Origin of the sequence: Celeribacter marinus, assembly GCF_965656515.1 — a bacterium.
GTDB classification, from domain to species: Bacteria; Pseudomonadota; Alphaproteobacteria; order Rhodobacterales; family Rhodobacteraceae; genus Celeribacter; species Celeribacter marinus_D.
The window spans coordinates 37,117-49,717 of record NZ_CBFHKW010000016.1 but is presented as its reverse complement, the minus strand read 5'-3'; the positions used below and the strand labels follow the sequence as shown (position 1 = coordinate 49,717).

The 12,601-nt window shown below is 55.5% G+C and carries 12 protein-coding genes and 1 pseudogene; 6 read left to right on the top strand and 7 right to left on the bottom strand.

Features of this window, described 5'->3' with window-relative positions; genetic code table 11:
* Window positions 1–233: pseudogene (locus tag ACTG34_RS05800) on the bottom strand (hypothetical protein); the annotation flags it as partial.
* A 179-nt stretch (window positions 234–412) separates the two neighbouring features.
* Between ACTG34_RS05800 and dapA the strand changes: the two are divergent.
* Window positions 413–1,285, top strand: coding sequence for a 4-hydroxy-tetrahydrodipicolinate synthase (dapA, locus tag ACTG34_RS05795; protein WP_342842980.1), 873 nt, complete (start codon window positions 413–415; stop codon window positions 1,283–1,285).
* Window positions 1,286–1,333: 48 nt separating this feature from the next.
* Here dapA and ACTG34_RS05790 read toward each other — a convergent pair whose 3' ends face one another.
* On the bottom strand, window positions 1,334–1,801 hold the full coding sequence (locus ACTG34_RS05790; protein ID WP_342842981.1) for an ion channel: 468 nt from the start codon (window positions 1,799–1,801) through the stop codon (window positions 1,334–1,336).
* 94 nt (window positions 1,802–1,895) lie between these two features.
* Between ACTG34_RS05790 and smpB the strand changes: the two genes are divergently transcribed.
* The 3 genes from smpB (at window position 1,896) to ACTG34_RS05775 (ending at window position 4,498) form a co-directional block, all read left to right on the top strand.
* Window positions 1,896–2,375, top strand: a complete 480-nt coding sequence (gene smpB, locus ACTG34_RS05785; RefSeq protein WP_439104035.1) for an SsrA-binding protein SmpB — start codon at window positions 1,896–1,898, stop codon at window positions 2,373–2,375.
* An 84-nt stretch (window positions 2,376–2,459) separates the two neighbouring features.
* Complete coding sequence (gene sseA, locus ACTG34_RS05780; RefSeq protein WP_439104034.1) at window positions 2,460–3,314, top strand: 3-mercaptopyruvate sulfurtransferase; 855 nt, start codon at window positions 2,460–2,462, stop codon at window positions 3,312–3,314.
* Window positions 3,314–4,498, top strand: a complete 1,185-nt coding sequence (locus ACTG34_RS05775; RefSeq protein ID WP_439104033.1) for an aromatic amino acid transaminase — start codon at window positions 3,314–3,316, stop codon at window positions 4,496–4,498. The genes sseA and ACTG34_RS05775 overlap by 1 nt, the downstream gene beginning before the upstream one ends.
* Window positions 4,499–4,556: 58 nt before the next feature.
* Here the strand turns inward: ACTG34_RS05775 and ACTG34_RS05770 are convergent, their stop codons facing one another.
* From ACTG34_RS05770 to ACTG34_RS05760, 3 genes are all read right to left on the bottom strand, one after another.
* Window positions 4,557–5,402 (bottom strand): hypothetical protein, encoded by an 846-nt coding sequence (locus ACTG34_RS05770; protein ID WP_439104032.1) that lies wholly within the window; start codon window positions 5,400–5,402, stop codon window positions 4,557–4,559.
* A 100-nt stretch (window positions 5,403–5,502) separates the two neighbouring features.
* The gene (locus ACTG34_RS05765) at window positions 5,503–6,831 is read right to left on the bottom strand and encodes an ammonium transporter (RefSeq protein WP_439104031.1); all 1,329 of its coding nucleotides are present in this window, start codon (window positions 6,829–6,831) and stop codon (window positions 5,503–5,505) included.
* Window positions 6,832–6,869: 38 nt separating this feature from the next.
* Complete coding sequence (locus tag ACTG34_RS05760; RefSeq protein ID WP_062217585.1) at window positions 6,870–7,208, bottom strand: P-II family nitrogen regulator; 339 nt, start codon at window positions 7,206–7,208, stop codon at window positions 6,870–6,872.
* Window positions 7,209–7,488: 280 nt separating this feature from the next.
* On the opposite strand from ACTG34_RS05760, the gene ACTG34_RS05755 reads away from it, so the two are divergent.
* Entirely contained in the window at window positions 7,489–9,657 is a 2,169-nt protein-coding gene (locus ACTG34_RS05755) for a transglycosylase domain-containing protein (protein ID WP_439104028.1), read from the top strand.
* 74 nt (window positions 9,658–9,731) lie between these two features.
* Here ACTG34_RS05755 and ACTG34_RS05750 read toward each other — a convergent pair whose 3' ends face one another.
* Together ACTG34_RS05750 and ACTG34_RS05745 are read right to left on the bottom strand one after the other, a co-directional pair.
* Window positions 9,732–10,325 (bottom strand): MlaC/ttg2D family ABC transporter substrate-binding protein, encoded by a 594-nt coding sequence (locus tag ACTG34_RS05750; protein ID WP_439104027.1) that lies wholly within the window; start codon window positions 10,323–10,325, stop codon window positions 9,732–9,734.
* Window positions 10,318–11,076 (bottom strand): MlaA family lipoprotein, encoded by a 759-nt coding sequence (locus ACTG34_RS05745; RefSeq protein ID WP_439104026.1) that lies wholly within the window; start codon window positions 11,074–11,076, stop codon window positions 10,318–10,320. Before ACTG34_RS05745 ends, ACTG34_RS05750 begins: the two co-directional genes overlap by 8 nt.
* A gap of 197 nt (window positions 11,077–11,273) precedes the next feature.
* Here ACTG34_RS05745 and ACTG34_RS05740 point away from each other — a divergent pair.
* On the top strand, window positions 11,274–12,601 hold a 1,328-nt coding region (locus tag ACTG34_RS05740), incomplete at its 3' end, for a type I secretion system permease/ATPase (protein WP_439104025.1).

The following is a 12,601-nucleotide window of genomic DNA, read 5'->3' as shown; positions in this document are numbered from 1 at the left end:
AGAAAGGCGGTACATTCGTCAAAGCGTCCTTTACCCGCACGCAAATATTGCCACTCGATTATGTCGCGGCCGACCCCGGTGGCAGTTGTACGTGCACCTTGCCAGTCACCCGCGTTGCGCAGCTTCACAGCCGCCTCAAAGGCGTCAGAGGCCGGAGATGCGAAAACCGCGCCTCCTACCGTTGTAAAAAGTGCTGCAGTCCAAAGTGATCGAAGAAAAGTTTGATATGCCATCGGAATTCTGTATCTGCTCTCTCAACTGTCGTGCGCTTAGGTGCGCTTTTGCCACGAGGGTATCGCAGGGTTTGGGCCACGCAAGACACATTCTTGGCATTGCCTACGAAGGCGGCTAGTTTCCGCCTGACTATAAATGGGCGACTCACGCCCCCGCAAGAGACGCAAAGGAGCGCATCATGATCAAAGGTTCCATCCCCGCCTTGGTGACCCCGTTTAAGAACGGCGAATTGGACATTGATACGCTCAAAAAGCTGGTCGAGTGGCACATCGCCCAAGGGTCGCACGGCCTTGTTCCAGTTGGAACAACGGGCGAAAGTCCGACCCTCTCACATGCCGAGCATGAAAAAGTGATCGAAGTGGTTGTGGAAACTGTAGCGGGCCGCATTCCCGTCATTGCGGGCGCAGGGTCGAATAACACGGCCGAGGGCCTTGGCCTCATCCAGCACGCCGCGCGTGTCGGTGCCGATGCCGCGTTGGTTGTCACGCCCTACTATAACAAGCCAACCCAAAAAGGCCTGATCGCGCATTACACCGCATTGCATGACGCAACAGATATCCCGATCATTATCTACAACATCCCCGGTCGCTCTGTTGTGGACATGACGCCCGATACAATGGGCGAATTGGCCAAATTGCCACGCATCATCGGGGTGAAGGATGCCACGGGAGATTTGGCGCGTGTCGGCAAAACCCGCATCACCTGCGGCACCGATTTTGTTCAGGTCTCGGGCGAGGATCCAACGGCGATTGGATATAACGCACAAGGTGGCGTTGGTTGCATTTCGGTGACGGCAAATGTCGCGCCGAAGCTATGCGCCCAAGTTCAAAATGCCACACTTGCGGGCGATTATGCATTGGCTCTTGAGCTCACGGATAAACTCATGCCGCTCCATATCGCCATTTTTGTCGAACCCGGTGTGAGCGGTGCGAAATATGCGATGTCGTTGCTCGGATTGTGTTCGGACGAGGTCCGCCTCCCGCTGACCACATTGTCCGATTCGACCAAGGCACAGATCAAAGCGGCAATGGAGCACGCCGACCTTTTGTAAGCGCTGCGCACAGCACCAAAACGATCAGGGGGCCACGGCCCCCTTTTTCTATGGGTTGGATGAAGGATTGTCCTCGCGGGCCGTGCGCTGTGCCTCCAATTGGTTGCGGCGCACATGGCGCAAAACTTCCATCAGAAGGGCCGTCATCATGCCGATGTTCAAAAATCCGTTTACCGCCGCCATGCCCCCCAAAAGACGCCACTCGACGGGTAACAAAACGTCTCCGAATCCAAGGGTGGTAAATGCGGTCAGTGAAAAATATAGCGCTTCCTCAAGATGCGAAAACATCCCCAAGAACCGAAACGCAAAGGCCCAAATCCAGACACCTGCGGTAATGATCCAGAGCATGGCCAGAACGGCGCTCGCCAGAACCACGAACAACTTTGGGCGATGCGGCTCTGTAATCAGCCACTTGTGCGCGCGCCGCAAACCAAGCTCATACACACCAAAGCCAACGGCGGCGACAATGACAGACAGCAAGATCAGACCTGTGCCTAATAGAATTTGGATAAACATATGCGCTCCAAGACGGTTTTCGCGACTATAGGGCGGGCTTTGCGTCGCGCGCTAGTGGACATGGGCGCGCGGACACCTTATCTGCACTTGCACCATGGCAAAGAAACAGACCCCAGAAGACAAGAACTACAAAGTGATCGCCGATAACCGGCGCGCACGCTACGACTATGCCATCGAGGATGACATCGAATGTGGTGTGATCTTGTCGGGGTCAGAGGTCAAATCCCTACGCGTTGGTCAATCCAACATTGCCGAAAGCTATGCTTCTATTGACGATGGCGAATTGTGGCTGACAAATTCCTATATCGCGCCCTACCAACAAGCGATGTTTCCACATGAGGAACGCGCCAAACGCAAACTTATGGTGTCAAAACGTGAACTTGCGCGTCTCGGACAGGCGACAGGGCGTCAAGGTATGACCCTTGTCCCGTTGGTGATGTACTTCAACCATAAAGGCCGTGTGAAGATCAAACTTGGCATCGCCAAAGGTAAAAAGAACCACGACAAACGTGCCACAGAGGCCAAGCGTGACTGGGGTCGCCAACAACAACGCCTGTTGCGACGCGGCGACTAGTAGGTATTTGCAAGGCTATGCTTGCGCATGGCGGGCCAGAACGGTATGGCAGGTTACACGTTTTAGCTACATATCGTAGGGTCAATGTCTCAATCAGATCCCAAAACTCTCGTGTCCACCGACTGGCTGGCCGATAACCTGAAATCTCCCGATCTTCGTGTGATCGATGCGAGTTGGTATCTGCCGCATATGAACCGCGACCCCAAGGCCGAATATGGCGCCGCCCATATCGCCGGAGCACGCTACGTCGATATTGATGATGTGTGCGATGCCCGTAGCGCCCTGCCCCATATGTTGCCGCCCGTTGAAAAATTCATGTCCCGCATGCGCGCCCTTGGCATTGGTGACGGACATCAGGTCGTTGTTTACGATGGCATGGGTCTTTTTTCCGCGCCGCGTGTCTGGTGGATGTTCAAGTATTTCGGCCAAAACAATGTTGCCGTCCTTGATGGGGGTCTACCAAAGTGGGTTGGCGAGGGCCGCGAGGTGACCTCGGAGCCACCCGTGATCCGCGACCGCCACATGGTGCCAAACGAGCAGCCAGACTTGGTGCGCGACGTCACACAAGTGGCAGCCTCCGCTAAGCTGGGCGATCATGTGATCATCGATGCGCGCCCAGCGGACAGGTTCAAAGGCGAGGCACCCGAGCCGCGCGCGGGCTTGCGTTCTGGTCATATCCCAAATTCGCGCAGCGTTCCGTTCACGGATCTGATCGAGGCCAACGGAACGATGAAAAACCCCGGCGAATTGCGGCTCATTTTTGAGCGCGCAGGCGTCGATCTGACAAAGCCGGCGATCACCACCTGTGGGTCGGGGACAACCGCCGCAATCCTTAGTCTCGCGCTTGAGCGCATCGGCGTGAAACACGCGCTTTACGATGGCAGCTGGGCGGAATGGGGCATGTATGGCGACCTACGGGTCGCAACCGGAGAAGCATGATGCTGAACACACTCACACCACAACCCGAAGACAAAATTCTAGCGCTCATGGCGCTCTACCGCGATGATCCGCGCGACACCAAGATTGATCTTGGCGTTGGCGTATACAAAGACGCGACGGGCCACACACCGATTATGCGCGCAATCAAGGCTGCGGAAAAACAGTTGTGGGAAGCCGAAACCACCAAATCTTACACCGCATTGTCTGGCGATCCCGCATTTGGCGCGGCAATGAAAACGATGGTATTGGCGGATAGCGTGGACCACGCGCGGGTGGGTGCAATCGCGACCCCTGGCGGGACAGGCGCGATCCGTCAGGCGTTTGAGTTGATGAAACTCGCCAATCGTGACGGGACCGTTTGGACATCGAACCCGACATGGCCGAACCACTTGTCGATTCTCAAATTCATGGGGCTCGCCAACAAAGAATACGCCTATTTCGACGCCGCAACATGTACCGTTGATTTTGATGCGATGATGGCCAGCCTCAAGGACGTAAAAGCAGGCGACATGGTGTTACTGCACGGGTGTTGTCACAACCCAACGGGTGCGAATCTCACACTTGACCAATACGGGCTTGTGGCGGATTTGATCCTAGAAAAGGGTGCGATTGCTCTAGTTGATATTGCCTACCAAGGGTTCGGTGATGGGCTCGAAGAGGACGCAGCAGCGACCCGACTTTTGGCCTCCAAGCTCCCTGAAATGTTGATCGCGGCGTCCTGCTCCAAGAACTTCGGAATCTACCGCGAGCGCACGGGGTGCCTCATGGCAATGTCCGAGACGGCGGATAACACACCCGTCACGCAAGGCACGTTGAACTTTCTCAACCGCCAGAACTATTCCTTCCCACCCGATCACGGGGCGCGTTTGGTCACAATGATTTTGGGCGACGAGACGCTCAAAGCGGACTGGATGGCGGAGTTGGAAGAGGTCCGTTTGGGGATGCTTGGGTTGCGCACACAGCTTGCTGATGAGTTGCGCCGACAGACGAATTCGGACCGGTTTGATTTCGTGGCACAGCACCGCGGAATGTTCTCACGCATTGGCGCAAGCCCCGAGGAGGTGCTCAAAATTCGTGAGGAGTTTGGCATCTACATGGTCGGCGATAGTCGCCTGAACATCGCGGGACTGAACGCGCAAACGGTGCCCCTATTGGCACATGCCGTTGCAAAAACCTGTCGTTAAACCAGCGATGACACTTCAATACAAAAGCGGCGTCCTGATGGGCGCCGTTTTTGTGTAATCACTTCACAGAAGGGACATCGTTTTGGGCCACGCGTGCGGGAAATGCCTGTACCATAACTTTGTCAAACTCGGCCCACGTTACAGTTGCGCGATTTCCTGCATGACCGTGATAGTAGGATTTACCGTTTGAAGTCGGAAGTCCCGCCCAGATCTTCGCGAGATTGTTCATGAAGACCTTACGCGACATGGCGCCACGGCGCGCATCTAACAAACCGGCCTCTTCCAAAAGAAGATCTGACAACCTGTCTTGAACGTCGGGGCTAAACATAACGTCATCAGAAAGCTCCAGCCGGTCCACCAATCGCGACAAGGTTTTTGGGATGAACTGATATCTGCCAATGGCATGCGGCTGTCCCGGGGTGTCCTTGATCCACGTGAAAATCTCACCAAGGGTCATAGCGGTCGGGCGTTTTGGCGTTTTTCGTTTCGCGCCATGTTGCACGGCATCATATCCCGCAGCGCCAGATTCGGCGCGGCCGATGATTTTGCGAATCCATTCTACGTCTTTTGGCGCGACCGCGAGGTGTTGAAGTCCAATTGTGGGGCGCTTTGGGGCGAGTTCAACGCGCGGCGGCAATGGTGCGAAGAACGTTCCCGCATCGCGATCGGAGAACAAACTGGGGCTGCGCGGTTCGGTTTCGCGAAACGCAATCGGTAGCGGTCGTGGCGATGCCTCCATCAGACTTGATGTCGTGCGCGGCAGCGCGTGTAGCCCGAGAAGCGAGACAGGCTCGGCGCACACGGGGGCCACTCCTATGAACGTAGCGATAATCGTTAATATACAATGCTTGGGGGTCATATCATCCTCTGAAACGGAAACTCCGCCCACAAGATCGCCCAACATAGTTGAAATTTCGTTTCCGAATCCCTCTTCGTCGTTTGGGAACGAAAAAACCCGGGCACTTTCGTGCCCGGGCTAGGTTCAGCTGATGAAGGAAGGGTGATCAGCCTTTGTAGAACTCTGGGTAGGCTTCCATGCCCAATTCCGCTTTGTCGAGGCCTGTGATTTCGGATTCCTCGGAGACACGGATGCCCATTGTCATTTTGAGGATGATCCAGATGATCAAGGAGACAACGAAGACGAAGATACCAACCGCAGCGACACCGATGAACTGGGTCACAAAGGATGTGCCATCGTTGGTGAGCGGAACCGCGAGGGTTCCCCAGATGCCCGCGATGAGGTGCACAGGGATCGCGCCGACAACATCATCGATTTTCATTTTGTCGAGCATTGGTACTGCGAAGACCACGATACCGCCACCGATACCGCCGATGATGAGAGACATCAAAAGCGAAGGCGCAAGAGGTTCAGCAGTGATGGACACAAGGCCTGCGAGAGCGCCGTTGAGTACCATGGTGAGGTCAACTTTGCCGTACACAACTTGGGTCAGGATCAGAGCAACGAGTGCGCCCGATGCTGCGGCCATGTTGGTGTTTGCAAAGATGCGGCCAACGTCCGTGATGTCGCCAACTGTGCCTGCAGCAAGCTGCGAGCCACCGTTGAAGCCGAACCAACCGAGCCACAAGATGAACGTTCCCAGTGTTGCGAGTGCAAGGTTGGAACCCGGCATTGCCTGAACGCGGCCATCTTTGTATTTGCCGATACGTGGGCCGAGAACGATAGCCCCTGCGAGGGCTGCGAAGCCACCTGCGGCGTGAACGAGGGTCGAGCCTGCGAAGTCAGAGAACCCCATCTCGGACAAGAAGCCGCCGCCCCACTGCCAGGATGCTTCGATCGGGTAGATGACGCCCGTCAAAACAGCCGTGAAGATCAAGAAGGGCCACAATTTGATGCGCTCGGCGAGTGTACCGGACACGATGGACGCGGTGGTCGCACAGAACATCAACTGGAAGAAGAAGTCGGAGGCAACGGATGCATAATCAAGAGATGCATCTGCAGCGGCGAGACCGACTGGCTCAAGTGATGTGACGGAGAACCATGGGCCCATGATACCCTCGACCATCCATTCGCCCGGGTACATCAGGTTGAACCCGATGAGCCAATACATGATGGAGGCAATCGCGAAGAGGGCGACGTTTTTGGTGAGCTGGGTTGCAACGTTCTTGGAGCGCACGAGGCCCGCTTCGAGCATTGCGAAACCTGCGGCCATCCACATGACGAGAAAACCGCCGATGAGGAACAACAGGGTAGTCAGAATGTAGGGGCCGATTTCGTCGAATGTGGGCGCGGCCACTTCGGCGTCCTGCGCAAAGGCCACGAGGGGAAGCACTGAGGCGACCACTGAGGCGGGAATGAGTTTGGTAAGTTTCATGTGAGATAGTCCTTTTCGTCTCTAAAGGCGCACGCAGGTTAAACCGCGTCGTCGTTGGTCTCGCCGGTACGGACGCGCACAGCGCCTTCCACGTCGAGGACAAAAATCTTGCCGTCACCGATTTTGTCGGTCTTGGCGGTGATGGCGATGGTTTCAACAACTTGGTCAGCCATGGCGTCTGCGACCACGATTTCCAGTTTGACCTTTGGTACGAAATTCACGGCATATTCTGCGCCACGGTAAATTTCGGTGTGACCGGATTGAGAGCCAAAGCCCTTGATCTCGGTTACCATCATTCCGCGGACACCGATGCCGGTGAGTGCTTCGCGGACCTCTTCAAGCTTGAATGGCTTGATTGCAGCAATAATCAGTTTCACGTTATTCCCCTTCCGATTAAGCGGGCGGCCACCTCCAGCGGCAGCCACGACTTACCTAAGGGGTGACACTTCCCGATCCACAAGAACGGTCAGGGATTTTGATGACTCGAAAACAAGCATTTGTGCCTAAAAATTGTACAATTTACGCAGTTCGCATACTAATTAGGCGAATTGCAAAGCCAAACACGCGACTCAGCCTCTCTACATTCGTGACTAGCCTTTGTAGTATCACCTAGAGTAAACGCGGCTTATCGCGCAAACAGGCAGCCGAGCAGAGCACATGACAGGACAAAAACGTGGGCGTGGGAAGCTTGTAGCTGAACGCCGGTATCAAACGGGCGGCCAGACCAGTTCAAAGCCCAAAACAAAGCCATCCGCTGCAAAGACCAAGCGTCGCGCGCCAAAGCGGCAAAGTACGCAACCGTTCGTCGTGCGCGTGATCGTAGGACTTGTGCGGTGGGTTGCGCGACTTGTTTGGGTGATCACATCACGCGTTGCTGTGGTCGTTGCGCTCATTCTCGGGCTATCGGTTGGCTATCTTTATACAACGCTCCCGCCCTTTGCGGATTTGCTTGATGGGCGGGCACGCGGCTCCGTCACACTCCTTGATCGCGATGGATCGGTCTTTGCATGGCGCGGCGAACAGTTTGGCGGACAGATCACTGCCGACACCGTATCACCCTTTCTCAAGGACGCGATTGTCGCGACAGAAGACCGGCGATTTTACGGCCACTTTGGTGTGTCACCTCGCGGCATTGCATCCGCCGTTCGGATCAACTTGAGTGAAGGGCGCGGGCCATTGTCCGGCCATGGCGGCTCAACCCTAACACAGCAGGTCGCAAAGCTTTTGTGTCTTGGCGTGCCGTTTGATCCCAAACAATGGGCAGATCAGGCTGCCTATGAGGCCGATTGCCGCGAGGGGACACTGGCGCGCAAACTCAAAGAAGTTGTGTATGCGATGGCAATGGAGGCCCGCTATTCAAAAGACGAAATTCTCTCCATCTATATGAACCGTGCATATTTGGGTGCGGGTGCAAACGGGTTTGAAGCCGCAGCGCAGCGTTACTTTGGCAAATCAGCCGCCGAGGTCAATATCGCCGAAAGCGCGATGCTTGCGGGTCTTTTGACTGCACCGTCTCGCTATGCGCCCACCAACAACCTGACGCGATCTCAAGAGCGTGCAGGCATTGTGTTGCTGTTGATGAACCAACAAGGGATGATTAGCGATGAGGAGCGCGCACAAGCAAAAGCGCGCCCCGCCGAATTGTCCGACACCGCCGAAAAACGTGCGGGGGGCTATTTTGCCGATTGGGTGATGGGAGCAGGACCAGACTTTTTGACTCGCGACACAACCGAAGATGTCGTAATCGAAACAACACTGGATCAACGCATTCAAGCAGCCGCAGAGGATGCACTCACCTATATCTTTGAGAATAAAGTGCGCGAAGGCTCCGCCGCACAAGCGGCGATTGTCGTGATGAGCGCAGACGGTGCCGTGCGTGGGATGGTTGGCGGGCGCAAACTCAAAGTGTCAGGCGCATTCAATCGCGCCACTCAAGCCAAGCGGCAACCCGGATCTGCATTCAAGCCCTTTGTGTTTGCAACCGCTCTTGATCTCGGGTGGTCCTACGACAGCGTTATCCTCGACGAGCCCATTACAATCGACATCCCCGGCTCTGGCCCGTGGTCCCCACAAAACTATGACCGCAAATTCCACGGTGCGGTGACGCTCACCGATGCGTTGAAAAACAGCTTCAACATTCCCGCCGTCAAACTCGCGATGGATGCCGGTCTAGAAAACGTGCGCACGGTCGCCCAGATGTTTGGGATTGAAAGCGATCTAGCTCAGGGGCCAGCCCTCGCGCTTGGCGCGTCCGAAACCACGTTGCTGGAGATGACAGGCGCGTATGCGGGCATTCTCAATGGCGGTTCATCGGTGGCACCCTACGGGCTAAAATCCCTACGCCTCAAAGGCGACAATACCGCCCTGATGGGGCAAGAGGGTGGCCTTGGCGAGCGCGTGATAACGCCTGATAGCGCCCAGCAACTCATCTACATGATGTACAATGTCGTTCAAAACGGCACGGGCGCACGGGCCCAACTGGACGGGATAGAAGTGGCGGGCAAGACCGGCACGACCCAAGCGGCGCGTGACGCATGGTTCATGGGCTTCACCGCAGACTATGTTGCAGGTGTCTGGATGGGCTACGACGACAACACGCCGTTGACCGGTGTTACGGGCAGCGGACTACCCGCCGAGATATGGCATGAAACCATGACGCGGGTCATGGAGGGCATCGACCCGAAGCCATTGCCAATGATCCGCCCATCTGCTCCACCCGTGGCCACGGGGCAAGTCACAGACCGCGTTGAGCGCGGGGCGCCCAATGACAAGGCGGACAACGTGCTACGTGATTTGCTTGGCGCGATCTTTGGCAGCGGGAACTAAATCAGACGTGTCAAAATGACAAAGGCGCGGGCCTATCGCCCGCGCCTTTGTCATTTTCAAGTCGTTTAGACCCACTACTTGAGAGCGGCCGTGAGTTTGGACACTGAACCGCCCGCCTTATCCAGCATAGCACCCATCTCGGCGCGCTCCGACTTGAGCAGGGAAATTCCTTCGATCTGAAGGTCAATAAAGCGGCCAGACGCCTCATGAACGATAAAGCTGATCTCGAATGGTGGCTCACCACGCAAGATCGAAATACAACGCACATCGTAAATTGAATTGGCCTTTTGAGTCGATTTAACTTCGATGCGACCGCCGATGAATTGGCGAAAACGCGACCCATACTTGCGTGACAAATACGTTTGAAACGCTTTCGTAAATGCCTCCAGATCACTGGAGGACGCGGACCGCGCCACAGGCCCAAGCGCGGATCGCGCAATAGATGGGACATCCGCGTATTTCGTGAGAACCCGCTCAAAATCGCCATACATCGCCGTCTCGGATTTACCCGAGTTGATAATGGCATTGATATCAGCCACAGTTTTTTGGATCAACGCCTCGGCCTGTCCCGCGGAAAACGCGAGCGCGCGAGACGGAACAAAGGCGGTCATCGCAACGGCAGACAACCCGACTAAAACAGAGCGGCGTGGGAACGTGTAATTACTCATAAAAGTCCTCGTAAATATCATAGGAAACAGCACCGCCATCAGCGCCGTCCGCGTTGGTTTTCGACCCACCAAGAGGAGCCACAAGCTCAAAGCGACGGCGATCAAGATACGTCACCCTCATCTGGGCGTAACTATCAGCACTCTCATATATAACCGATTCATACAGGTCGGAGTAGCGTGTTCGGGCGTCTGCCAGATCGGCCATCGTGAGTGGTAATTTGTAATCGTTTATGCCGCTTTCAAGTATTGATACGGGGTCGAGAGCCATATCAACCAAAAGACCGATAGAATCCCGCTGCGTTGACGGTCCGTAGAGAGGCAAGACGATGTAACTTCCCTCACCTACCCCCCACCGATGCAAAGTCTCGCCAAAATCGGTATCACGCTCATCAAGTCCGAACGCACTGGCCACATCCATTAGCCCGCCGATGCCAAAGGTCGCATTAACGGTAAACCTCAGTGTGTTGTATACTGCCTCATCAAACCTGAGTTGCAAAACGTTGTTCACAACTGATCCCGGTAAGGACAACGTGTTCGCAACGTTTGATAAGCCTTTTCTCAATGGATCGGGAACAATGGTGCCATATGCCCCAGACGCAGGTTTTATCAAGGCGCGATCAAGCGACACGTTCACCGCGTGCGTTTTGCGGTTTGTTTTTTCATAAGGATCCGAAATTCCGTCGACCATCTCGGTCGATGAACATGCGGCAAGTGACGTCGCCAGTAAGAGAGATAGAATTAGCTTTTTCATATTGGCCCGCAAATTGAGGTGAACGCTGAAAGACCCGCATGGCCTGTTTTTTAAAATAGGCCGCCGCGCACGGAAGGCCAATGTTTACACTGTTGGTCTTATGGTCGTGTGACCGAGAATCAACAACTCTCGGCCTGAATACTACATTCGCGCTATTTTGGCGCGTTATGAACCCCAGCTTGGACGACAGTTTGCGCATGAAATCCACTTCCAAAGACCAGATTCATCAAGGCCACGAAGAACTTTCATGTATCCGTGCACAATCGCGCGGCTTGTATTGGGGCACTGCTGTTTTTTCGGTCGTCATTAACGCCCTCATGCTCACAGGCCCTCTTTTCATGTTGCAGGTCTATGACCGCGTTTTGGGATCGGGATCAGAGGCGACATTGGTTGCGCTATTTGGCATCGTCGCCTTTTTGTATATAATTATGGGGCTACTGGACGGCGTACGTGGGCGCGTGTTGTCGCGAATAGGCGCACGGTTTCAATCCTCACTAGAGGACCGCGTGTTCAATGCGGCCATGGACCGTGCGGCCAGAAATCCGCGAGAGAAACAACGCAGCTCGCCGATGGATGATCTAAGTGCCATTCGTCGCTATATTTCGTCACCGATACAGGCGGCGATGTTTGATCTGCCATTTACGCCAGTGTTCCTTTTGGGAATCGCGCTCTTTCATCCCTACCTCGGCTTGCTGGCTGTGGGAGGGGGGGGCATTATCGTTATCGTCGCACTTTGGCATCGCGCGGCGGCCAAAGCCCCCCAAGCCACATCGCAACGCGCCGAGGCAAATGCTGCCAATATGGCCATGCGCATGGCGTCATCGTCAGAGGCGTTGAAATCACTCGGCATGCAACGCGCCGCTTTTCGCCGTTGGCTTGCCGCGCGTCATATCGCGTTGACGAGCGCCGTCGAAACATCCGACACGACCCATAGCTTTTCCGCAGCCTCAAAGGCCCTTCGCCTGTTCTTGCAGTCGGCGATGCTCGCCATGGGTGCGTGGCTTGTTTTGGGTCGCGAATTGACACCGGGGGCAATGATCGCGGGTTCGATCCTGCTTGGCCGTGCGCTGCAGCCGATTGATACGCTCATCGGGCAATGGGCCGTCTTGCAAGGTGCAACTCGTGGCCGCGAAAATATAGCGGAGTTACTCGGCGCGTATCCCGTTGTGTCCGAGCGGATGGCGTTGCCACGTCCAAAGGCCGTACTTGATGTGTCGAACCTAACCGTTATCCCGCCGGGTCAATCGCAAGCATCGTTGCGCATGGTGTCCTTTGATGTCCGCCCTGGTGAAGCGGTGGGTATCATCGGACCATCAGGGGCGGGAAAGTCCACCTTAGCGCGCGCACTTACAGGGGTTTGGGCCGCAAGTGGCGGAACCATCCGCCTCGACAGCGCAAAACTTGACCATTACCCCGACGAGACACGTGGCGATTACATCGGTTACTTGCCGCAGTCCGTTGAGCTGTTTGATGGCACCATTGCAGAAAACATCGCAAAGCTGGCCCTTTCGCCAGATCACGAGGC

Coding starts and splice junctions, on each gene's coding strand:
- dapA (WP_342842980.1), top strand. CDS start 413: ATGATCAAAGGTTCCATCCCCGCCTTGGTGACCCCGTTTAAGAACGGC.
- ACTG34_RS05790 (WP_342842981.1), bottom strand. CDS start 1,801: ATGTTTATCCAAATTCTATTAGGCACAGGTCTGATCTTGCTGTCTGTC.
- smpB (WP_439104035.1), top strand. CDS start 1,896: ATGGCAAAGAAACAGACCCCAGAAGACAAGAACTACAAAGTGATCGCC.
- sseA (WP_439104034.1), top strand. CDS start 2,460: ATGTCTCAATCAGATCCCAAAACTCTCGTGTCCACCGACTGGCTGGCC.
- ACTG34_RS05775 (WP_439104033.1), top strand. CDS start 3,314: ATGCTGAACACACTCACACCACAACCCGAAGACAAAATTCTAGCGCTC.
- ACTG34_RS05770 (WP_439104032.1), bottom strand. CDS start 5,402: ATGTTGGGCGATCTTGTGGGCGGAGTTTCCGTTTCAGAGGATGATATG.
- ACTG34_RS05765 (WP_439104031.1), bottom strand. CDS start 6,831: ATGAAACTTACCAAACTCATTCCCGCCTCAGTGGTCGCCTCAGTGCTT.
- ACTG34_RS05755 (WP_439104028.1), top strand. CDS start 7,489: ATGACAGGACAAAAACGTGGGCGTGGGAAGCTTGTAGCTGAACGCCGG.
- ACTG34_RS05750 (WP_439104027.1), bottom strand. CDS start 10,325: ATGAGTAATTACACGTTCCCACGCCGCTCTGTTTTAGTCGGGTTGTCT.
- ACTG34_RS05745 (WP_439104026.1), bottom strand. CDS start 11,076: ATGAAAAAGCTAATTCTATCTCTCTTACTGGCGACGTCACTTGCCGCA.